Raw genomic sequence first — 20,280 nt, forward strand, 5'->3', positions numbered from 1 at the left:
CGGCGGCCAGGCTTGGGGCCTAACACCGGTGGTGTCGGGGATCCGGCGGGAGTGATCAAGCCAACTCCGTGCTTCCCCGAACGATCAGATCGCAGTCGAAGCTGACTCGACGAGGTGAAAGTTCCGGTGAGTGGAGTCTTTCCAGCAGGAGTCGGGCCCCCGCCCGGGCCATTTCACGGCTTGGCTGGCGAACTGTCGTCAGACTGAATGAGTCCCAGGCTGCCATCTCGACGTCGTCATATCCGATGATCCAGCACTCCTGAGCCGGGACACGCCTGGCGCGCAGAGCATCCAGTGCCCCGAAAGCCATGTGATCGTTGGCGCAAAATACCGCCTGCGGACGGTCAGCGCGGCCGAGCAAGTCGGTCATGATCTGTGCGCTCGTGTCGTGTGAGAAACCGCCACGGAAGCGCAGGTGCTCAGGTACGGCGTGGCCCTGCTCGGCCATTCTGCCGAGGAAGCCGCGCCCACGGTCGCGGGACGTGCTTGCATTTTCGGTGCCCCCGATGAAAGCCACGCGCTTTTTGCCGTTGGCGAGGAGGTAATCCGCTACAGCGGAGCCGCCGGCCATATTGGTGCTGGTGACCTGGTCACAGTCCAGCCCTTCAACCACACGGTTGATCAGGACTATGGGGCTGTTCTTTTCGACCGCCGCCTGAAGCTCCAGGGAGTCTTCCGTTGCCGTCGTGAAGATGACGCCATCGACGGCGTGTTCCCCGATTGCTTTGAGGGCGTCGTCGTGGCTGCCGCCGCCGGCATTCCAGATGACGACCCTGAATCCGGCAAGGTCCAGTTCACCGGTCAGTTCATCAAGAACCTCAGCGTAAAAGGGATTGGCGAGGTCGGCCACGACTACACCGATGGTGTTGGTTCGCCTGGTTTTCATGGCCTGGGCGCCGGCGTGGGGCACGTATCCCAGAGTTTCCATCGCGGCCTGCACACGCGCCTTCGTCGCCGGGGCGAGCTTGGTGGAGGATGACATCACACGGGAAACGGTGGCCTGTGAGACGCCGGCTAACTCTGCCACGTCGCGGCTTGTGACCATCTCGGTATGCTCCTTTGCGGTACACGCATGTCTGACAGTCCGTTATTCCAGCCTAGCCGAACGAACTGTATACGTATGCATCACGCTCGGCAAGCGCCTTGTTTCACGCGCGGAAATACGTCTACGCTCGTGAATTACCAGACCGGCGGCTACGACCGTGCGCCCGAGCGGCTGGCAACGGAGACTTGAAGGGATTCTGATGACGGTTCCAGAAGCAATCAGCCGGGCCGTGTACTTCACCATGTTGAAGGAACCAGCCCGGTGACGGCTGTGCTGAATTTCCGCCTGGACGGTAAGAAAGCGTTGGTCACCGGTGCGGCCCGCGGACTGGGCAAGGCCATCGCTGACGGCCTTGCCCAGTCCGGCGCGACCGTCTATGGAACCGGCCGTGATTCCGCTAGCGCCACGCTTATCAGCGAACGGTACGGCACGCCGCCCCTTCTGCTCGATGTGACCGATATCGAGGCCACGCGCAGGGTGGTTGACTCGCTGATGCAGGCGAGTGGAGGAATCGACATGCTCGTCAACAACGCCGGCGTCAACGTGCCAAGGCCGGCCGTGCAACTGACGGAGGAAGACTGGGACACCGTCTTCAACACGAACCTCAAGGGCACCTTCTTCCTGACCACGGCTCTCGCCCGGCACTGGACGGAGGCCGGACTTTCCGGGGCTGTCGTAAACATTGCGTCGCAGGCAGGAATTGTCGGGATCGAAGAACGGGCAGCGTACGGCACCAGCAAGGCCGGACTGATTCATCTCACCAAAATCCTCGCCTTGGAATGGGCCGCCGCTGGAATCCGCGTGAACGCCGTTGCGCCGACTTTCGTGCGCACCGAATTGACTGCATCAACCCTCAGCAGGCCGGAGTGGGCAGCCGAGTTGCTGTCCAGGATCCCCATCGGCCGGTTCGGTGAACCTGAAGACATAGCAGGGGCAGTCGTATTCCTGCTAAGCGATGCCGCCTCACTCATAACCGGCCACACCCTGGCGATCGACGGCGGATATACAATCCGCTGAGTCGCCGTCCTCAAGGTTCTCGTTTACCGCCTCGGACGTCATTTTGGGAAGAAAAGATCAGCGAAGCCCGTTGGTACGGGCTCCGCTGATCGGGTGCTGCGGGGAGGTTTTTTCAGACTTTGGATCTGGTGGGAGCCTGAGTTTTACCGATGTCCGCCAGATCAAGGTCTTTGGTTTCGTTTGCGAAAGATACCGAGACCATGGCGACGATCGTTGAGGCGATAATGATGAGGACCACTGACCAGGTGCCACCGCTCCAAAGAACCAGGGCACTTGCCAGGGCCGGCATGAAACCGGCGAGCAGGATGGATGCCATTTGGTAGCCGATGGAGATGCCGGAGTACCTTACTGCGGTGGGGAACAACTCGCAGTACAGGGCCGGGAGCGGGGCGTAGACCAGCGCGTGGCCAAGGGCCAGGAACAGAGCAACGCCGAGGATGATGGCCAGTTGCTGGCCAGTCCCGATCAGGGCGAAGATCGGCCACGCCGTCAGCACGATCGCGGTTCCGCCGAGCAGGAAGGTGCGCTTCCTGCCGATGCGGTCCGAAAGGCGGCCGAAGACCGGAATCATGATGATGTTCAGCGCAGACCCGATCATGACTGCCGTCAACCCATAATATTGCGGCACCTTCAGCGTGGTCGTGACATAGGACAGGACAAAGACGGTGAACAGGTAGTAGTTTCCGGCTTCGGCGAAGCGGGCAAAGATGGCAATCAGAAGGGGCTTACGGTGGTGGGCGAGCAGTTCGGTGATGGGCGCCTTCCGGTGTTGCACCTCCTTGGCCATTTTTTCCTTCTCGGCCAGGAACTCCGGGCTTTCCGATGCGTTCAGACGGATGTATAGGCCGACCGCAGCCAGCACGATGCTAAGGAGGAACGGTATGCGCCAGCCCCAGGTGGTGAAGGCATCCCCGGTCAGAGCCCCCGCCAGCGCCACCGCGGCGGTACCCAACAGCAGACCGCAGGACACACCGATCTGTGGCCACGAACCGTAGAACCCGCGTTTTCCTTTAGGTGCGTTTTCGACGGCGATGATGGCTGCTCCGCCCCATTCCCCGCCCACGGCAAAGCCTTGGGCCAGCCGCAGCACGCAGAGCAGGATCGGAGCCAGTGCCCCGACCGCCTCGTAGGTGGGGAGAAGGCCGATCATGGCTGTGGCAGCTGTCATGATGGCGAACGTCAGGATCAGGGTCGACTTCCGCCCTATCCGGTCACCGAGGTGGCCGGCGACGAAGGCGCCCACAGGTCGTGCTATGAATCCCACTCCGAACGTGGCCAAGGCCGCAATTTGGGCGATGCTCGGATCCATCGCGGGGAAGAACAGCGTTCCGAAGACGAGTGCCGCGGCGGTTGCATACACGGTGTACTCGTACCATTCGACGACGGCGCCAATGGTGCCCGAAAACAGCGTGCGTCGACGGACTTGTTCGGTTGTCATGGACTTTATGGCTGGCATGGCAAGAACTCGATTCTCAAGGAGAGGCCGGTCAGGGGAGCCACGTCAGTTTCCGAAGGTATGGTCGGACCAGGGCAGCTGGGTTCCGCGGTACTTCGCTGCACGCACATCGCCGGAGCGTGCGTGTCCTTCGAAGCGTTCGACCCGGGATGCCCGGCCGCACAGTTCGCCGAAGAAAGCACTCGATTCGGTGTTCGTCACTTCCTGGTAGGTGACGGTGCGCAGGTACTTACCCACCCAGAGTCCACCGGTGTAGCGGGCGGCGCCGCGGGTGGGCAGTACGTGGTTGGTGCCGATGACCTTGTCCCCGTAGGACACGCAGGTCCCCTCACCGAGGAAGAGCGCTCCGTAGTTGTGCATCTTCTCCAGGGCCTCGCGGGGGTTCTGGGTAAGGATCTGGACGTGCTCGTAGGCGTACTCGTCGCCCAGGACATATGCGTCGTCGACAGTCTCAACCACGTGGACTGCGCCCCAGTCGCGCCAGGCGGCCCCGGCGTAGTCGCGCGTTGGCATGTCCACGAGGATCGTATCGATGTGCTCGATGACCCTGCGGCCGAGCTCATCGCTGGTAGTGATCAGGACGGCAGGCGAATCGGGGCCGTGCTCCGCCTGGGAGAGCAGGTCGACGGCGACGATAAACGGGTCAGCGTGTTCGTCGGCGATGATGAGGACTTCGGTGGGTCCGGCAAAGAGGTCGATGCCGACCTCGCCGAAGAGCTGGCGCTTGGCTTCGGCTACGAATGCGTTGCCGGGACCGGCCAGCATGTTGACCGGCTTGATCGTCTCGGTGCCGATAGCCATTGCGGCCACGGCCTGAATCCCGCCGAGCAGGTAGATCTCGTCGGCCCCGGCCAGATACATGGCCGCGACGGTGGCATCCGGGACCTCGCCCTGGATGAGCGGTGTACAGGCTGCCACACGTTCGACGCCGGCGACCTTGGCCGTAATGATCGTCATGTGCGCGCTGGCCAGGAGCGGGTACTTCCCCCCGGGGATGTAGGCGCCCGCAGCCTGAATCGGAACATTCTTCTGCCCCAGCAACACACCGGGCATCGTTTCAATTTCGAAGTCGGCCAGCGATTCCAGCTGCTTCTGCGCCATAACCCGGACCTGCTCCTGGACGAACTTGATGTCCTCGATGGTCTGCTCCGGAACCCGGGCGACAATTTCTTCCAGTTGCTCCCGGGTGAGCCGGAAGGACTCGGGTGCGTACTTGTCGAACTTCTCGGAGTACTCACGGACTGCCGCGTCGCCCCGATCGCGGATGTCGGAAATGACGGCTTCGACGGTTGCCCGGACCTCCGGCGTGCTGCCCCGGGTAACGCTGCTCTGGGCCGGCTCCTTCAGCATCGTCGAGTTCACGGCCGAGCTGATTGCATTTGTAATGGTCATCAGAATTTACCTTCCATCATCATTGATGGGCGATCCCCGAGCGCCCGAGCCAGATTAGCTGGCCTGCATAGTCACCGAGTGTATACGTATACATCGAGGGAGACAAGGTCTTGTCTGCACGAATGTATACGTATACAATCCCTCAGCAAAGTCGCCCTTGATTCGAGAATCCAGCGTCTTATCGGGAGGGAAGGGCGCGCGGAGGGGGACGGGCGGGAGGGGCCGAATTGGGCCGGGCGTAGGGTGGAAGCTAGTCGAAAGGAGCACTTCATGAAGAAAATCCTCATGGTACTGACCAGCGTTTCCGAGATCGGTGATACGGGCGAGAAGACCGGTTACAACGTGGCCGAAGCTGCGCATCCCTGGAAGGTCTTCAAGGATTCCGGGCATTTCGTGGACTTCGCGTCCATCCAGGGCGGCCAGCCTCCACGCGACGAGGTGGACACAGGAGATCCCATCCAGGTTGCCTTCACGGAGGACGAGACCACGCGCGCCGGTCTCTACAACACTGCCCGCGTGGACGTCGTTGATCCGGAACAGTACGACGCCGTCTATCTCGTGGGGGGCCACGGCACCATGTGGGACTTCCCGGACAGCGAAGGCCTGCAGAACCTCGTAGCCAGCGTCTACAACGCCGGCGGCCTGGTGGGCGCGGTCTGCCACGGCCCGGCCGGCCTGCTGAACGTGGAGCTGGAGAACGGGTTCCGCCTGGTCGAGGGCCGGAAGGTTGCCGCCTTCACCAACGACGAGGAGGTAGCCGCAGGAAAGGACAAGGTCATTCCGTTCTTTTTGGCCGACCGACTCGAGGAACAGGGCGCCACCCACGTCTCCGCTGGTGTCTTTGAGGAGCAGGTCGTGGTCGACGACCGGCTGGTGACGGGCCAGAACCCCGCCTCAGCCGCCGGCGTGGCCAAGGAGATGGAAAAGCTCTTCGCAGAGGTGATCCACCAGGAAAAAGCCGAGGAACAGCATGCGACGGAGGCTCTGCGCGCCGAGAAGGACGCGGAGAAGGCTGCTGCGGCAGGCGACGAGGACGAACGCTAGCCGGGCGTCGCGTCGCGCGCGCTTCTCACAACTGCGTTGCTTTGGCAGAACACGCTCTCGTGGATCAGCACTCTCTCCGCGACCTGCCTCAGCACGGGGCTCCTTCCGCTTACGGCCTGCAACTGCTTGTCGAGACCGTAGTACCGGCCGGCAGTGGAGGCAAGCAATATGGGCGACGCGTATGGGCCGCGGTCGAAGCAAAAAACGAACCAACTACGAAGCCTGCTTACTATTTTTAGTAATCATGCTTACTATTGTCCTAAGGGGTTGTACTAGGGAGCAGTCAGTCCAGGAAGAGAGCCGAAAGCCTCGACGCCCCGGTAACGCCATCCGCCTTCCTCTTGCATCAAGGCAACACCGTAAGACACGACCAGTTTAAGGAGCTTCACCATGATCGGTTTCATCATCGCCGGACTCGTTATCGGCGCCCTTGCCCGCCTGATCAAACCCGGCAAGCAGAACCTGGGCATCGTCGCCACCTTGCTCCTCGGGCTGGCGGGCTCGGTCATCGGAGGCGTCGTCGCCAGCCTGCTGGGCACGGGGCGCATCTTCGAACTGAACTTTCTGGGCTTCATCGTTGCTGTCATCGCGGCCGTTTTGCTCATCGGCGTTGCCGAAAGCATGGCAGGACGCCGAAAAGTCGGCCGCTGAGGACGGCAGGCAACTTCTTCAATTTGTAAGGTAGGCAGGGATGGGCCACGAACGGAACCCAACGTATGACGTTCTGATTGTCGGCGGGGGAGCAGCCGGGCTAAGCGCCGCCCTGATGCTTTGCAGATCCTTGCGGTCCGTGCTGGTGGTGGACGCCGGCGCTCCGCGGAACGGCCGGTCGGTAGGGGTTCATGGCTTCCTGTCACGCGACGGCATGGCACCTGCGGACCTCCTTGCCGCCGGCCGAGAGGAGGTCCGTGCGCATGGCGGTGACATCACGACAGGAAAGGCGATCTCGGCAAGCACTGGCCCGGGTGGCTTTACCGTACTTTTGCAAGACGGCCGGAAGATGGATTCGCGGCGGTTGTTGATCGCTTCCGGTTTCGAGGATGAACTTCCCGAGGTCCCCGGAATTGAGGAGCGATGGGGCCGAGACGTGGTGCATTGCCCCTACTGTCACGGCTGGGAAATCCGGCATCAGGCCATAGGGGTGCTTGCGACCGAACCGACTGCTGTCCAGGAGGCGCTGCTGCTTCGGCAGTGGAGCGACAACGTGACCCTTTTCCAGCACGTCATGCACACCCCCACTGCCGAGGAACGCGAACAGCTCCGCGCACGGGCGGTCACAATCGTTGAAGGCGAGGTGCAATCACTGCAGATTGCGGAGGACGCCCTGACAGGAGTGGTCCTGGCCTCCGGGAAGGTTGTTCCCTGCGCGGCTCTCCACGTCACCCCCCGGCCAAGGACCCGGTCAACCCTGATCCAGTCGTTGGGACTGCAAGATGCGACACCCGATGGCGCCCCCGCCCAGCACCTAAAAGTAGACGAAGACGGCCAAACGGCCGCCTCCGGGGTATGGGCCGCGGGCAACGTCACTGATCCGTCAGCCCAGGTGGCAACGGCGGCGGCAGCCGGAATCAAAGCGGCATCAGCCATCAACGCGGACCTGGTGGCGGAAGACATCAGCCAGGCAGTCGCGGCTGCGAAGCAGTACGGAATGTCCCAATAACGCCAGGCCATTCAGCCTGGTGGGACTGTATGCTGCACCGTCGACAAGCCCACCATGCGGAAGATTTTCGTCGCTTGAGCTGTTTATTTGTATGGGGCAAATAAGCGTACTGGGAAGGAGTTCCGTCATGATTCGCATAGCAATCGTGCTGGGGAGCAGCCGACCCGGGCGGCTCGGAAAGGCTGTGGCCGACTGGGTGCACGCACGGGCAGCGGAGCGCGGCGACGCGGTATTTGAGCTTTTGGACGTCGCCGACTTTAACCTGCCGCTGCTGGATGAACCACTGCCCCCGTCGACAGGCAGGTACAGCCAGGAGCACACGAAGGCCTGGTCTGAAGCTGTCGCAGCCTTCGATGGCTACGTCTTCGTTACCGGTGAATATAACCATTCCATTCCGGGTGCGCTGAAAAACGCGCTGGACTACCTCTACAAGGAGTGGAATAACAAGGCCGCCGGATTCGTCAGTTATGGTAGCGCCGGTGGTACCAGGGCAGTGGAACACTTGCGGGCGGTGGCCGGGGAACTGCAAATGGCAGACGTTCGCGCCCAGGTGGCCCTGCCGCTGTCTAGCGAGTTTGAAAACTACCGCAAATTCCGGCCGTCGGAGATGGCCGAAAAGAATCTGCAGACCGTCTTTGACCAAGTGATCGCCTGGGCTGGTGCCCTGAAGGTCCTTCGCCCCGGCGAGGACGAAGGTAAGAAGTTCTATGCGTTATCCGGCCCTGGGACGGAGTGAATCCAGAGCGGGAACATCTGCCAGGCTCCCGGGAACATCACGTCGGCACGGGAAGTTATTCAGGTAGGAACGAATTTTCACAGGAGGAGGTTGAAAAGTGAGCGCGGTGAGGCCCGGCATGACGGGCCGTCGTGTTCCGGCCGCTGTCCTGGCCGACAGTGACCAATTGCGTGAGGAAGACCGGCATCCTTGGAACCGCTACGTGGCCTTGGGGGATTCGTTCACCGAAGGAGTGGGGGACCCGGAACAACGGAGCCCCGGCGGGCTGCGCGGCTGGGCCGACCGGGTTGCCGAGGAACTGGCCCGTGGCCGCCAAGACTTTTCCTACGCAAATCTGGCCGTACGCGGCCGGCTGCTAAAACAGATCTTCAACCAGCAGATTGGCCCGGCGCTGGCCCTGAAGCCGGATCTGATCACATTGTCGGCCGGAGGAAATGACATGGTTTTCCACGGCAGCGATCCCGACAAGCTGGCGAGCCAACTAGAGGCCGGTGTAGGCCTGCTGAGTCAGACGGGTGCGGATCTGGTCCTGTTTACGGGACCGGACTGGGGATCCACTCCGGTGCTGGGCCGGAACCGGGCAAAGGTCGCGATCTTTAACGAGAACGTCCGTGCAATTGCCTCCCGTTATGACGCCGTTGTTGCCGATCTTTGGGGACTTAGGCAACTAAAAGACCCGCGGATGTGGGATCCCGACCGGCTGCACCTGTCCCCGCTGGGGCATCACACGGTGGCCCTGATGGTGCTCGACACGCTCCAAGTCCCGCACACGCTCCAGCCGATGGAACCCAAGGACCTCCCGGAAAGCAGCTGGCGTCAGGCCAGGACAGGAGACCTCCGCTGGGCCAGGAACTACCTATTTCCCTGGGCGCTCAGGCGATTCCGGCCCCACCCAACCGAAGGGGAACTTCGGGCGAAGCGGCCTGACGCCGCCCCGCTATCCTCCGACGGAACGCCGTCGCTGGATTGTTTGTCCGCGTCCGGCGAAGGATAAGCCCAGCAGGGCCGGTTGTCATGGCACTCACGTGCCTGAGCGAGCCATATGATCGGCCAGGTATTCTGCGTCCGCACGCACGCCTGAGAACAGGCCCATTGACCTCTTCGACACCGGGGAGGGTCCGCTCTTCCGGCTCGTCCGGGTCGAGCCGCTCCTCCATCCCGTGGCTGCTGATGAACTGCCGTGCTGCCGTCAGGAAGCCGGCGTAGGCCTGGTCGGCCTCATCGAGCACTTGATTCGCGTTGGCTTGGACAGCGAGGTCTGGTCCAGCCGCGCCGATGATCCTGGAACCGTCCGCCACGGACACTTCAAAGCCCTCGTCCCCGCCGCGGCCTGCGAGGGCGAGAGCTTCGGTGTACTCACGCACCGGTGCACCGCTGCTCACCGCGTAGTCCTCCACTACACGAAGGATTTCACTGTAGTGTGCGAAACGGTCGGGATCATCGCCCCCGTACGCGTAGCCCGGCAGTTGGAGCGTCCAGTTCGCTGCAGGACGGTGCTCATCGCAAGCCCGGCCTGGCCGCCCCCGACAACAACGACATCGTGTTGCTCGCGCATGCTCAGCTCCCCGCAAACCGGTTATACGCAGAGCGTACCAACGACGATGCGCGGGGGGGGGGGGGGGGGGGGAGAGACTTCAGTCCTTAACCTGCAGTACCGTGCGGGCACCTTGGGCCGAAGAAAGCCCTTGGTAGGGTGATCTGGGACATTTCGACCCACCGCAATCCAATCGCCAGAAGGGGTCTCACCACATAATGGGCGCGCTTACATATCTCGCCGCTTCTGTTCCACTGAGAATGGCGAGTGCCGGGGCTGCTGTAGCGCTTCCCATACTGGCCGTCCAGCAGTTGGGTGACGTCGCCGTCGGAGGGTTATTGGTGGCGGCATCCCTTGGTCCGTCCGTCCTCGCGGCTCCACTTGTCGGCATAGCCCTTGACCGGGCGCGCCGGCCGGGCCTGTTGGTGGGCGCATCCGGAATGCTTACCGCACTTGCCTTTGCCGCTGCGGCATTCATCGGCCAGATACCGCTGCCCGTCGCGTTCGGCTTCCTGGTGGTCGCCGGCGCGGTGTCGCCGTTTTACATGGGTGGGCTGTCCAGCTTCGTGGCCGGCGCGATTCCGGACGGCCGCCGCGCCTTCGCGTATGACGCCCTGTCCTACAATGTCTCTGCCGTTGCCGGTCCCGCGCTCGTGGCCATCATCGCCGCGTTCCTGCCCGCGCAAGCTGCCCTCTGGGTGCTGGGAGCCGCCGCGGCGGCGGGCTCCGTGGCTGTTCGCGCCGTCGGCCTTTCGCCTCACTTACAAGCTTCTGGTTCGCCGTGGCAGGCAATAAAGTCGGGCCTGCACAGGGTTTTCCGCCATCGACCCCTGGCCGTCGTTACTGCCTCATCCACGCTGACGCAGCTCGGCCAGGGTGGTCTCGCCATCGCCGCGGTCGCCCTGTCCATCGAGCGGATCGGATCACCCAGCCAAGGCGCAGCTGTGGTGACGGCCTTCGCCGTCGGCAGCCTCCTGGGGGCGTTGTACGAAACCGCCCGGCCGACGCGCCGGCGGCCACAGTCCGTCATGATGGCGGGCTTCCTCGCCACAGGGTTGCTGACCGTCGCAGCCGCGTTCGAACTGGGTACGGCGTGGACCATCGTCACCATTGCCTTGTCCGGGGTCTTCACTGCACCCACTGCGGCGGCGATGCTTTTCCTGCGCAACCGGCACAGTCCGCCTCAGCTGAAGTCCCAGATCTTCACCGTCACCGCGGGCTTCCGTGCCAGTGCCTCAGCCGGCGGGGCGGCGCTGGCCGCGTCTGCTGCGGGGTTCGGCGGCGCGGCGACCATAGGCGCCGTGGGCGCGATCTGGATAGTTTCGGCGCTGCTGATGACGGCCTACCCCAGCCCCGCGTCAGGTTTGCCAGCTTCCGGTTAGACGCCGACGCCGGCCGGCCGCTCCCGTGCGATCCGCGCCTCTCCAGCCCCGAGAGCTAGTCGGCGGCAGCCAGCTGGCCGCAGGCGCCGTCGATTTCCTTGCCGCGCGTGTCGCGCAGGGTGCAGGGCACTCCGGCGGCGCGGAGACGCTCGATGAATTCCTGTGCCACCGGCTTCTCGGAGGCGGTCCAGATGGAGCCCGGGGTCGGGTTCAGCGGGATCGGGTTCACGTGGACCCAGCCGCGGCCGCGCTGGTTGAGCTTCTTCGCCAGCAGGTCGGCACGCCACGGGTGGTCGTTCATGTCTTTGATCAGCGCGTACTCGATGCTGACCCGGCGGCCCGTCTTGCGGTAGTAGTCGTAGGCCGCATCGAGCGCCTCGTCCACCTTCCAGCGGTTGTTGACCGGGATCAGCTCGTCGCGGAGTTCGTCGTCGGGAGCGTGCAGGGACAGCGCGAAGGTGACCGGCAGTTCCTCGTCCGCAAGCTTGCGGATCGCGGGAACGAGGCCCACCGTGGAGACCGTGATGTTCCGGGCGGACATGCCCAGGCCCTCGGGCGAGGGGTCCACGAAGCGGTGAAGGGCGGCCATCACGCGCTTGTAGTTGGCCAGCGGCTCGCCCATGCCCATGAAGACGATGTTGGTGACCCGCTCGTCGTCGTGCTCCTTCGGGCCGAGCTCGCCGGCCGCAATCGCCCGGTTCGCAGCGACCACCTGGTCAACGATCTCCGCGGTGGACATGTTGCGGGTCAGCCCGGCCTGGCCGGTGGCACAGAACGGGCAGTTCATTCCGCAGCCGGCCTGCGAGGAGACGCAGAGAGTGATGCGGCCGGGGTAGCGCATCAGCACGGACTCGACCAGCGCACCGTCGAACAGCCGCCAGAGGAACTTGATGGTGTCACCCTTGTCGGTGCGGAGGCGGCGGACCTCGGTGAGCAGCGGCGGGAACATCTGGGAGACGAGCTCATCACGGCCGGCCTTGGGCAGGTCGCTCATGGCTTGCGGGTCCGTGGTCCAGTGCTGGAAGTAATGCGTGGAGAGCTGCTTGGCCCGGAAGGCAGGGACGCCAAGCTCCTTCAGCTTCTCGGCACGCTCGGCCAGGGTCATGTCTACCAGATGCGTCGGCGGCTGCTTGACCCGCGGGGAGGCGAACTGGAGCAGCGGCCGGCCCTCGACAGTGCGCGCCTGTTCCCAGCCCTCGGCAGTCGGGCGGACCTGCGGACGGGTGCTCTCGGCGTCGTCGTCGCTCTTTCGGCGGGGGCGGACGGGAGTCTCGGAGAAAGGAGTGGGGGAAGTCATCCTTTCCATCATCCCATGCCGGTTTTCACTTTGGGAATCGGGGGCACTATGATTCCGCTCTCGCCCGGGCTTCCGCTCTCGCCCGGGCTCCGCCGGAGTTGCGCGTGCCCGGCCGCCGCTCAGTATCCGGCGACCGCGTGCGGGACGTAGGGGCTTTCCAGCTCCGCCGTTTCCTCGGGGGTCAGGGTGATTTCCAAAGAGGCGACGGCGTCCTCGAGATGGGCCTGCTTGCTCGCCCCGACAATTGGCGCGCTGACCACGCTGTTGGAGCGCACCCAGGCCAGCGCGACCTGGGCGCGGGGCACGCCGCGGCGTTCGGCAATGACGCGTACTGCTTCAGCCACTGCCTGGTCGCTTTCCTCGGTGGTGTAGAGCGTTTTGCCGAACTCGTCCTTCTCCGAGCGGTTGGTCTTCTCGTCCCAGTCCCGCGTGAGCTTCCCGCGGGCGAGCGGGCTCCAAGGCAGCACCCCGATCTTTTGGTCCGTGCAGAGGGGAAACATCTCGCGTTCCTCCTCCCGATAGATCAGGTTGTAGTGGTCCTGCATGGTGACGAAGCGTGTCCATCCGTTCAGCTGCTGCAGGTACAGCGCCTTGCTGAACTGCCAGGCGGCCATCGAGGACGCACCGATGTAGCGGACCTTGCCGGCTTTGACGACGTCGTGAAGGGCTTCCAGCGTCTCCTCGACCGGCGTGGCGGGGTCCCACCGGTGGATCTGGTAGAGGTCCACGTAGTCGGTTGCCAGCCGGGTCAGGCTGGCGTCGAGTTCGGCGAAAATGGCCTTACGTGACAGGCCCCGCCCGTTCGGGCCCTGCCGCATCGCGCCGTGCACCTTCGTGGCGATGACGGTTTCATCCCGGCGGGTGAAGTCGGCCAGGGCGCGGCCCATGATTTCCTCGCTCGAGCCGTTGGAGTACACGTTGGCGGTGTCGAAGAAATTGATGCCCGCCTCCACGGCCTGGCGGATCAGCGGCCGGCTCTGGTCCTCGGGGAGCGTCCAGGGATGCGGACCCCGTTCCGGCTCCCCGTACGTCATGCATCCCAGTGCCAGCGGCGAGATGTCGAGGCCGGTGTTGCCGAGTTTGATGTATTCCACGTTCGTCCTCCGTCAGGCAAATCCGGTTCCGGGGCAGGCTGCGGCCCTTCGCCCCCACGCTACGTGAAGAACGGGGTGTAGTAGCGCAGGCAAGCTCGACATCGGCCAGTGGGGTCCGGCGGTTCAAGAGTTCCGCGGTTCGAGAGTCCGGCGGTTCAGGAGCCCGGCTCCTCGTCGGACGAGCGGCCCCTTCGGCCCCAGGGGCCGAAGGGTGCGGGGCGGGCTGGACCGCTGGGTGAGCGTACCCGGCGGACGGCCACCATGCCCCACGCCCCAATCAGCACACCCATGAACACGAGGAAAAGACCGGCGACGAACCAGCCGCCATGCCCGAAGACCATCATCACAACGCCCACCAGGGACAGGCCTTTCGCCGCGACGTCCAGATACAAAGGGCCCCTCAGGTGCTCCATGCAACTAGGTTAAACCCGTGACACCCACCCCGCGCCGGTCGGCTGTCGAAGCTTTGGAACGTGTGGTGCGAGGGCATTCCCGGCGGCTCCCGGGCTCACGGCCCCGGCCCTAGGACTGTTCGTTTTCGTCCCAGCCGGTCTGGGGAGTGGCACAGGTTCCGCGGAAGACATACTGCGACGCCCGCTTGCGTTCGCGGCTGGACCAGTCGATGGCCGGGCGGGCGTGGGTTTTGGGCAGATAGCCAACCCGGTACACCGCCATCAGCTCAAGGTCTTCAGGGACCTCCAGCAGTTCCTCGATACGCTTCCAGTTCTCCGGAGCCTCCATGGGAAAGGAGACGAACTGGATGCCCATGCCCAGCTCCACCGTGGCCAGCCACAGGTTCTCCATCGCGGCGCCCATGCTGAACACCGAATAGAAGGCGGAGAGCTGCCCCGGCCGGTATTCGGCGCGGTCCAGCAACACCCCTACCAGCAGGGGCGACCCGGCCACCAGTTTGCGGTTCTCCTCGCCAAGGGTCCGGGGAACGCGAAGGGTGTTCATCAGCGACTGTCCGGAAGGGGTGAACACCCTTTTGGTGAATGGCCGCAGGAGTGGCGGCAGCTGATCGAACAGCATTCCGCTCCGCTGTTCGTCCATTTCCTGGCGGCTGAAGCGGAAGTACTTTTTGTAGCGCTCGAAGAATGTCCCCTCGGCCATCACCTTGGTCATGCTGGCTCCGCTGATTTCGGCGATCCGGTCAATCGTTTCGCGCTCCTCGATCAGCACGAACCGCCAGGGCTGGCTATTGAACTGCGACGGCGCCGCTGCGGCAACTTTCATCAGCAGCTGCTGATGTTCCTCGCTGACCTTGTCCGGCAGGAACGGGCCATTTGTGGTTTTCCGGTTGAACACGACATCGAGGAATTCCATGCACTACCTCCAGGCGACGAGGACGCTGACGAGAAAGAAGGGGGCGGCGGCCGAGGCCAGCGTCGCATGCCGGGCGACGCTCGACGAACCGACGGCGGGCAGTGCTGCCAGCGGGACTGCGGCTGGCAGCAGGAACCAGCCGGCTGGGCTTGTGGACCAGAGCAGGGAACTGGCGGCGACGGCGGCGAGGAGGCACGTAACGGCGAACATCGCGTGATGGACCCAACGGAAGCCGGCCGTGCTGAACCACCTCAGTGCCACCCCAAGGCCCAGCGCGCAGCTGGCCAGGAAACTGCCTCCTGCAAGCCCAAACCACAGCTGCGGCCAAGTCACACGTACCCCGCCAAACGCCGGGACAGGAACTCCTCCACCACTGCCGCGAACTCGTCGGGCCGTTCGATCTGCGGCATGTGTCCCGTCTCCGCGAAGACGTGCGACTCGGCCCGTGGCAACGCCGCGGCCGCCGCTTCCAGGTGGCTGAAGGGGAGAATGCGGTCGTGGTCGCCCCAAACCACGAGTGTTGGAATCTCCGACTCCGCCAGCGCCCCAATGAGGGACGTCCGCCATTCGGTCCGAACGCCGGCAACAGTTCCCAGATCACTGGCGACGTCGAGGAGCGTCCGCCGGTGCACCTCCCGTTGCGAAAGGGCGAAAGCATGGCCGACGCGGTCCTCGGTCACGAGCGTCTGGTCGTAGAAGAGCGACTGGACGGCCCGGCGTGACGCTTTCACGTCAGGGCGCATGAGTAGTGCCGCGAGCGGCCTGATGGCCAACAGGCGCAGGACAGGTGCAACCTCCTTGCCGAATCCGGCGCTGTTGGCCAGAACGAGCGCTGCGACGCGCTCCGGATGGTCCGCCGCGAGTTTCATGGCGACCGCGCCGCCGAGCGAGTTGCCCACCACCGGCAGCGGTTCGTGGACGCCGACGGCATTGAGGAGGGCGGGCATGACGCCAGCCAGGTTCGCCAAAGTCGCCGGTACGGAGAGCCGCTCGGAGTACGCGAAGCCGGGCAGGTCAACGCTGATGACGGTGTGGTTGGCCGAAAGCCGCTCGTGCTGCTCGTTCCAGTCATCCAGGCTCTGCCCGATGCCGTGCAGGAGAAGCACGGGATCCCCGCTGCCGGTCTTCCGGTAGCGTAAACGCGTGCCTGCGACGTCCACGTGTCCTGTTCCCGGGAGTTCGAGGGGATCCCTGCGCCCCTCCGGGGTCAGCCGTCCGGAGGCCCGCACCTGCTGCCCTCGCCGGCCAAAACGCACGTGGTCGGTCAGCCTTCCACCTCTGAGCAGGGCGAAGTCGCGCAGGTAGTTCTGGTGCAGCCGCCACGGCGAGCGTGCGCCCTGCCGGGGCAGGTCGCTGGCGCCGCGCAGGATGTAGCCGGACTTCAGATCGATCAGCGAATCCAGCTCGGCGTCCGCGACGTCGGCCGGTGCTTCGGGGGCCACCCACTGCAGGTTCCTACGGTCCAGGTATTTCAGCAGCCTACAGATGTAGCCGGCAACCAGGTCGGCTTTGAGGGTCCAGGACGCGTTGGTGTAGCCGATGGTGAGGGCAAAGTTCGGAACACCTTCCAGCATCATGCCCTTGTAGGTCAGGGTCTTGCCGAGGTCCACGGGCTCGCCGTCGACGGTGAGGGTCATGCCGCCAATCACCAGCAGGTTCAGTCCGGTCGCGGTGACAATGACGTCGGCCGGGACCGTCGTGCCCGAGACCAGATCAATGCCGTCCGGGGTGATCCGCGAGATCCTGTCGGTCACGATGTCGGCAGTACCGGCGCTGATCGCACGGTAGAGATCGCCATCGGGGATAGCGCAGAGGCGCTGGTCCCACGGCTGATACGACGGCGCCAGGTGCGTGTCGACAGGGAAGCCCGCCGGCAGCTTGGCGGTTGCCGCCCTGCGGAGGATTGCCTTCATCGTTTCCGGCCGCCGTCGGCTGAGCTGGAAGGTCAACATCGAAAAGAGAATGTTCTTCGCCCGGACGACGTCGTGCGCCAGTTGCGCGGGCATCTTGCCCCGGAGGCGGTCGGCCAGGCGGTCCCGGGACGGCACCGGGGCGATGTAGGTGGGGGAGCGCTGCAGCATCGTCACCTTTGCGGCTGACTTCGCCATCGCCGGCACAAGCGTCACTGCGGTGGCCCCGCTGCCGATGATCACTACCTGCTTCCCCTGGTAATCGAGGTCAGCAGGCCAGTGCTGCGGGTGGACGATGGTTCCCGCAAAGGTGTCGGCGCCCTCGATGGCCGGGGTGAACCCCTGGTCATAGCGGTAATAGCCGGAACACACGGAGAGAAACGAGCAGGTGAAGGTGACGGCGTCGTCGGACGCGGACTCCGCACGGCCCTGGTGATACTCGCCGTCGGCAGTGCCCACAGCCGTAACCGTCCACTGCGCGGTGTCACTTGACCACTCGGCCGAAACGACCCGGTGGTTGAGCCGTATCCGCGGGGCGAGGCCCTCGTCGGCAACCGTCGCCTCAATGTACTCGCGGATCGAATCGCCGTCGGCGATCGCCTTGGCGCCCGCCCAGGGCCGGAAGGAGTAGCCCAGCGTGTACATGTCGCTGTCGGAGCGGATACCCGGGTATCGGAAGAGGTCCCAGGTGCCTCCGACAGCGCCCCTCGATTCCAGGATCATGAAGGTCTTTCCGGGTACGTCGCGTTGCAGGCGGCCGGCAAAACCGATGCCACTCAGCCCGGCCCCGACAATCAAGACATCAACGTGCTCGCTCATGAACCAAAGCTACCGACTCACGGTTGAGGACGCGATCCGGGAGTGTGCCCAGCAACTGTCGAACCTCAGAATGAGTAGCGGATGCGGCAGTAGGGCGCGATTTCCTCAATAAGCGCGGTCAGCTGCCGTACGTAGCCTGCCTTGGTTCCGGAACGGTACCGGACATTGGTGAAGCCGTTGGACGAGACCTTCGATTCCTGGAGGTCCGGACGCCACAGCACGTTCTCGGCCTGCGGATGCCACCCCAGGTTGACCTCATGGAGCCGCTCGTTGTGGGTCAGGAAGATGACTTCTGCCGCGAGCTGGGCCTTGGATGCGGCTGTCAGGGTGGCATCAAGCTGGCGCAGCAGCTCCTCCCAGTCGCTGAGCCAGGTGTCGGTGATGATGACGGGGGAGAAGTTCACATGTACCTCGTACCCGGCCTCGACGAAGTCGTTGATCGCCGCCATACGTTCGGCCACGGGGGAGGTCCGGACGTCAATCGATTTCGCCAGGTCCGCGGGCATAAGGGAGAAGCGGATCCTGGTATGGCCGCCATGGTCCCAGCCGAGCATTTTCCGGTTCACGTACTTGGTGGCAAAGGACAGCTTGGCGGTGGGCAGGTCGCCGAAGAGCGTGACCAGATCCTCCACGTTATTGCTGATGAGCGCGTCGACGGAGCAGTCGCTGTTTTCGCCGATGTCGTAGACCCAGAGTTCCGGATCGCATTGGTTAGGCTCAAGCTTCAGCCCCTGGCGTGTGACGTGCCGCTCCAGTGCTCGGGCGATCTGGTCGATGTTCGCGAAGACGGTAACCGGGTTGCTGTACCCCTTGTGCCGGGGCACGTAGCAGTAGGCGCATGCCATGGCGCAGCCGTTCGCGGTTGAGGGCGCGATGAAGTCCGCGGACCGGCCGTTCGGCTTGACGGTCAGCGCTTTCTTGACGCCGAGGACAAGCGACTCTGTCTTGATCCGCGACCAGCGCGGCACGTTCGTTTCATCACCGTGCACCTCGGGGATGTTCCAGTGGTTGTCAACAAGCACGACGTCGGCGTCCGGCCAGCGTCCGACAATTTCCTGGCCCCTGGGCAGTTCCAGTGCAGCGGGTTGCGCGTAGATGCGCCGGATCTGCAGCAGCCGGTTGAATTCCATGGGTCCATTCTCCCCGGACGCCGAAGGTCCCGCGGGCCGTTAAGCCCTCGGCATCTTGTGCTCGCAGCCACTTAAGCCTCCCGCCGTTGCTCCTACTTGCCGGGCTCCCGAGTAATGCGCACCTCAGGTCGTCAATAAAAGCAGGTATCTACCACCCGTGTCTCGCAATAGTGGCAAGCCTTAGGTTGATCATGGCCACCGGCCGCAGTTGTTGGACACTACTGCACCGGTGGTTCTCCTAGTACAAACCGGTCTCAATTCGTTTGCGGAACTCCCTGCTGATTTTGCAGGCCGGAGATACAACACACCTCAATGACTAAATCAACACCGCAGATGGGACATTATGCGTGCTTTAGTAACTGGCGGAGCCGGGTTTCTTGGCTCTCACTTGTGTGAAGATTTGTTGGACCGTGGGGATTCGGTGGTTTGCGTCGATGACCTTTCCACTGGTCGCATGAACAATATCGCGGCCTTCGCGAATCATCCGCGGTTTAGCTTCCAGCACGCGGACGTCAGTGATTCACTGCGGATCCGGGGGCGACTGGACCTTGTGGCGCACTTGGCGAGCCCGGCGTCGCCGCCCGATTATCATCGTCTTCCACTCGAGACCCTTGCCGTAGGCAGCAGGGGCACCGAAAACGCGCTAAAACTTGCTGCGGCTAAAGGGGCCCGCTTCGTCCTCGCTTCCACCAGCGAGGTATACGGCGATCCGACAGTCCATCCGCAGAAAGAAAGCTATTGGGGCAACGTGAATTCGATTGGCCCTCGCAGTGTTTATGACGAAGCGAAGCGCTTCGCTGAAGCCATCTCCATGGCATACGCCCGGAGTCTTGGCGTTAACGTTGGCATAATACGCATCTTCAATACCTTCGGGCCCCGGATGCGAGCAGAGGACGGACGGGTAGTATCCAGCTTCATAGCCCAGGCGCTGAATGGTGACCCGCTGACAATTTACGGGGACGGACAGCAGACGCGCAGCTTCTGCTACGTCGACGACCTCGTCCGCGGGATCGTCGCCATGGCCGACAGCTCGGAAACCGGACCGATCAACATTGGCAATCCGGTGGAACGGACAGTTCTTGAACTGGCTGAGCTTGTCCTGGAATTAACCGGTTCGGCATCCCCGATCGAGTTCCATCAGCTCCCCGTGGACGATCCGACGCGGCGGCGCCCGGACATCACCCTGGCGGAAGACCTGCTCGGGTGGCACCCGCGGGTTTCGACCGAAGAGGGTTTGCATCACACCGTCGCGTACTTCCGGGCCCACGCGCGGGAGGTCGCCTCGGCGGCCATGAGCATAGCCGGGTCCCAGTTCGAGGGCGTTCACACGAGCGCGTCCAGGCAGGGCGCCCCTGCCATGGCCCGGCTGGCCTGACAGCCCCGTCCGTTTCCCTGGCTGCAAGGCTCCTCCGGGCCGCAGCCGCACTTAGTAGGAGGC

Annotated in this window: 18 protein-coding genes; 8 read left to right on the forward strand and 10 right to left on the reverse strand. The window is 63.8% G+C overall.

Annotated elements, in window-relative coordinates; all coding sequences use genetic code 11:
- Positions 1–55: 55 nt before the first annotated feature.
- On the reverse strand, positions 56–1,045 hold the full coding sequence (locus QFZ65_RS09495; RefSeq protein ID WP_306909879.1) for a LacI family DNA-binding transcriptional regulator: 990 nt from the start codon (positions 1,043–1,045) through the stop codon (positions 56–58).
- Positions 1,046–1,306: 261 nt separating this feature from the next.
- On the opposite strand from QFZ65_RS09495, the gene QFZ65_RS09500 reads away from it, so the two are divergent.
- The gene (locus tag QFZ65_RS09500; RefSeq protein WP_306909881.1) at positions 1,307–2,062 is read left to right on the forward strand and encodes an SDR family NAD(P)-dependent oxidoreductase; all 756 of its coding nucleotides are present in this window, start codon (positions 1,307–1,309) and stop codon (positions 2,060–2,062) included.
- Positions 2,063–2,174: 112 nt separating this feature from the next.
- On the opposite strand, the gene QFZ65_RS09505 is transcribed toward QFZ65_RS09500, so the two are convergent.
- Positions 2,175–3,500 carry an MFS transporter gene (locus QFZ65_RS09505; RefSeq protein ID WP_306909883.1) on the reverse strand — a complete coding sequence of 442 codons (1,326 nt, stop codon included), beginning with the start codon at positions 3,498–3,500 and terminating at the stop codon, positions 2,175–2,177.
- 63 nt (positions 3,501–3,563) lie between these two features.
- A complete protein-coding gene (gene hisD / locus QFZ65_RS09510; RefSeq protein ID WP_306909885.1) occupies positions 3,564–4,910 on the reverse strand; it encodes a histidinol dehydrogenase in 1,347 nt (448 codons plus the stop codon).
- Between the two features lie 270 nt (positions 4,911–5,180).
- Between hisD and QFZ65_RS09515 the strand changes: the two genes are divergently transcribed.
- From QFZ65_RS09515 to QFZ65_RS09540, 6 genes are all read left to right on the forward strand, one after another.
- Positions 5,181–5,954: a type 1 glutamine amidotransferase domain-containing protein gene (locus QFZ65_RS09515; protein WP_306909886.1), complete on the forward strand. Its 774-nt coding sequence runs from the start codon at positions 5,181–5,183 to the stop codon at positions 5,952–5,954.
- A gap of 390 nt (positions 5,955–6,344) precedes the next feature.
- On the forward strand, positions 6,345–6,605 hold the full coding sequence (locus tag QFZ65_RS09520) for a GlsB/YeaQ/YmgE family stress response membrane protein (RefSeq protein ID WP_306909887.1): 261 nt from the start codon (positions 6,345–6,347) through the stop codon (positions 6,603–6,605).
- Positions 6,606–6,645: 40 nt separating this feature from the next.
- Positions 6,646–7,614 (forward strand): NAD(P)/FAD-dependent oxidoreductase, encoded by a 969-nt coding sequence (locus QFZ65_RS09525; protein ID WP_306909889.1) that lies wholly within the window; start codon positions 6,646–6,648, stop codon positions 7,612–7,614.
- Positions 7,615–7,741: 127 nt separating this feature from the next.
- Entirely contained in the window at positions 7,742–8,350 is a 609-nt protein-coding gene (locus tag QFZ65_RS09530) for an NADPH-dependent FMN reductase (RefSeq protein ID WP_306909890.1), read from the forward strand.
- Positions 8,351–8,447: 97 nt separating this feature from the next.
- Complete coding sequence (locus QFZ65_RS09535) at positions 8,448–9,344, forward strand: SGNH/GDSL hydrolase family protein (RefSeq protein ID WP_306909892.1); 897 nt, start codon at positions 8,448–8,450, stop codon at positions 9,342–9,344.
- Positions 9,345–10,102: 758 nt separating this feature from the next.
- A complete protein-coding gene (locus tag QFZ65_RS09540; protein WP_306909894.1) occupies positions 10,103–11,266 on the forward strand; it encodes an MFS transporter in 1,164 nt (387 codons plus the stop codon).
- A gap of 55 nt (positions 11,267–11,321) precedes the next feature.
- On the opposite strand, the gene rlmN is transcribed toward QFZ65_RS09540, so the two are convergent.
- From rlmN to QFZ65_RS09575, 7 genes are all read right to left on the reverse strand, one after another.
- Entirely contained in the window at positions 11,322–12,563 is a 1,242-nt protein-coding gene (gene rlmN / locus QFZ65_RS09545) for a 23S rRNA (adenine(2503)-C(2))-methyltransferase RlmN (RefSeq protein WP_306909896.1), read from the reverse strand.
- Positions 12,564–12,682: 119 nt separating this feature from the next.
- Positions 12,683–13,657 (reverse strand): aldo/keto reductase, encoded by a 975-nt coding sequence (locus tag QFZ65_RS09550; protein WP_306909898.1) that lies wholly within the window; start codon positions 13,655–13,657, stop codon positions 12,683–12,685.
- 155 nt (positions 13,658–13,812) lie between these two features.
- On the reverse strand, positions 13,813–14,070 hold the full coding sequence (locus QFZ65_RS09555) for a hypothetical protein (RefSeq protein ID WP_306909900.1): 258 nt from the start codon (positions 14,068–14,070) through the stop codon (positions 13,813–13,815).
- Positions 14,071–14,179: 109 nt separating this feature from the next.
- A complete protein-coding gene (locus QFZ65_RS09560; protein ID WP_306909902.1) occupies positions 14,180–14,983 on the reverse strand; it encodes a nitroreductase family protein in 804 nt (267 codons plus the stop codon).
- Between the two features lie 3 nt (positions 14,984–14,986).
- A complete protein-coding gene (locus QFZ65_RS09565; protein WP_306909904.1) occupies positions 14,987–15,316 on the reverse strand; it encodes a hypothetical protein in 330 nt (109 codons plus the stop codon).
- Complete coding sequence (locus QFZ65_RS09570; RefSeq protein WP_306909906.1) at positions 15,313–17,712, reverse strand: alpha/beta fold hydrolase; 2,400 nt, start codon at positions 17,710–17,712, stop codon at positions 15,313–15,315. The genes QFZ65_RS09565 and QFZ65_RS09570 overlap by 4 nt, the downstream gene beginning before the upstream one ends.
- Positions 17,713–17,777: 65 nt before the next feature.
- Entirely contained in the window at positions 17,778–18,842 is a 1,065-nt protein-coding gene (locus QFZ65_RS09575) for a spore photoproduct lyase family protein (RefSeq protein ID WP_306909908.1), read from the reverse strand.
- A gap of 343 nt (positions 18,843–19,185) precedes the next feature.
- Between QFZ65_RS09575 and QFZ65_RS09580 the strand changes: the two genes are divergently transcribed.
- The gene (locus QFZ65_RS09580) at positions 19,186–20,217 is read left to right on the forward strand and encodes an NAD-dependent epimerase/dehydratase family protein (RefSeq protein WP_306909910.1); all 1,032 of its coding nucleotides are present in this window, start codon (positions 19,186–19,188) and stop codon (positions 20,215–20,217) included.
- Positions 20,218–20,280 lie beyond the last annotated feature (63 nt).

This window comes from Arthrobacter sp. B3I9 (genome assembly GCF_030816935.1).
Lineage (GTDB): Bacteria > Actinomycetota > Actinomycetes > Actinomycetales > Micrococcaceae > Arthrobacter.

What these genes read in the sequence shown, in the direction of transcription:
- QFZ65_RS09495 (WP_306909879.1), bottom strand. Translation starts at nt 1,045, where the DNA reads ATGGTCACAAGCCGCGACGTGGCAGAGTTAGCCGGCGTCTCACAGGCC.
- QFZ65_RS09505 (WP_306909883.1), bottom strand. Translation starts at nt 3,500, where the DNA reads ATGACAACCGAACAAGTCCGTCGACGCACGCTGTTTTCGGGCACCATT.
- hisD (WP_306909885.1), bottom strand. Translation starts at nt 4,910, where the DNA reads ATGACCATTACAAATGCAATCAGCTCGGCCGTGAACTCGACGATGCTG.
- QFZ65_RS09515 (WP_306909886.1), top strand. Translation starts at nt 5,181, where the DNA reads ATGAAGAAAATCCTCATGGTACTGACCAGCGTTTCCGAGATCGGTGAT.
- QFZ65_RS09520 (WP_306909887.1), top strand. Translation starts at nt 6,345, where the DNA reads ATGATCGGTTTCATCATCGCCGGACTCGTTATCGGCGCCCTTGCCCGC.
- QFZ65_RS09525 (WP_306909889.1), top strand. Translation starts at nt 6,646, where the DNA reads ATGGGCCACGAACGGAACCCAACGTATGACGTTCTGATTGTCGGCGGG.
- QFZ65_RS09530 (WP_306909890.1), top strand. Translation starts at nt 7,742, where the DNA reads ATGATTCGCATAGCAATCGTGCTGGGGAGCAGCCGACCCGGGCGGCTC.
- QFZ65_RS09540 (WP_306909894.1), top strand. Translation starts at nt 10,103, where the DNA reads ATGGGCGCGCTTACATATCTCGCCGCTTCTGTTCCACTGAGAATGGCG.
- rlmN (WP_306909896.1), bottom strand. Translation starts at nt 12,563, where the DNA reads ATGACTTCCCCCACTCCTTTCTCCGAGACTCCCGTCCGCCCCCGCCGA.
- QFZ65_RS09555 (WP_306909900.1), bottom strand. Translation starts at nt 14,070, where the DNA reads ATGGAGCACCTGAGGGGCCCTTTGTATCTGGACGTCGCGGCGAAAGGC.
- QFZ65_RS09560 (WP_306909902.1), bottom strand. Translation starts at nt 14,983, where the DNA reads ATGGAATTCCTCGATGTCGTGTTCAACCGGAAAACCACAAATGGCCCG.
- QFZ65_RS09570 (WP_306909906.1), bottom strand. Translation starts at nt 17,712, where the DNA reads ATGAGCGAGCACGTTGATGTCTTGATTGTCGGGGCCGGGCTGAGTGGC.
- QFZ65_RS09575 (WP_306909908.1), bottom strand. Translation starts at nt 18,842, where the DNA reads ATGGAATTCAACCGGCTGCTGCAGATCCGGCGCATCTACGCGCAACCC.
- QFZ65_RS09580 (WP_306909910.1), top strand. Translation starts at nt 19,186, where the DNA reads ATGCGTGCTTTAGTAACTGGCGGAGCCGGGTTTCTTGGCTCTCACTTG.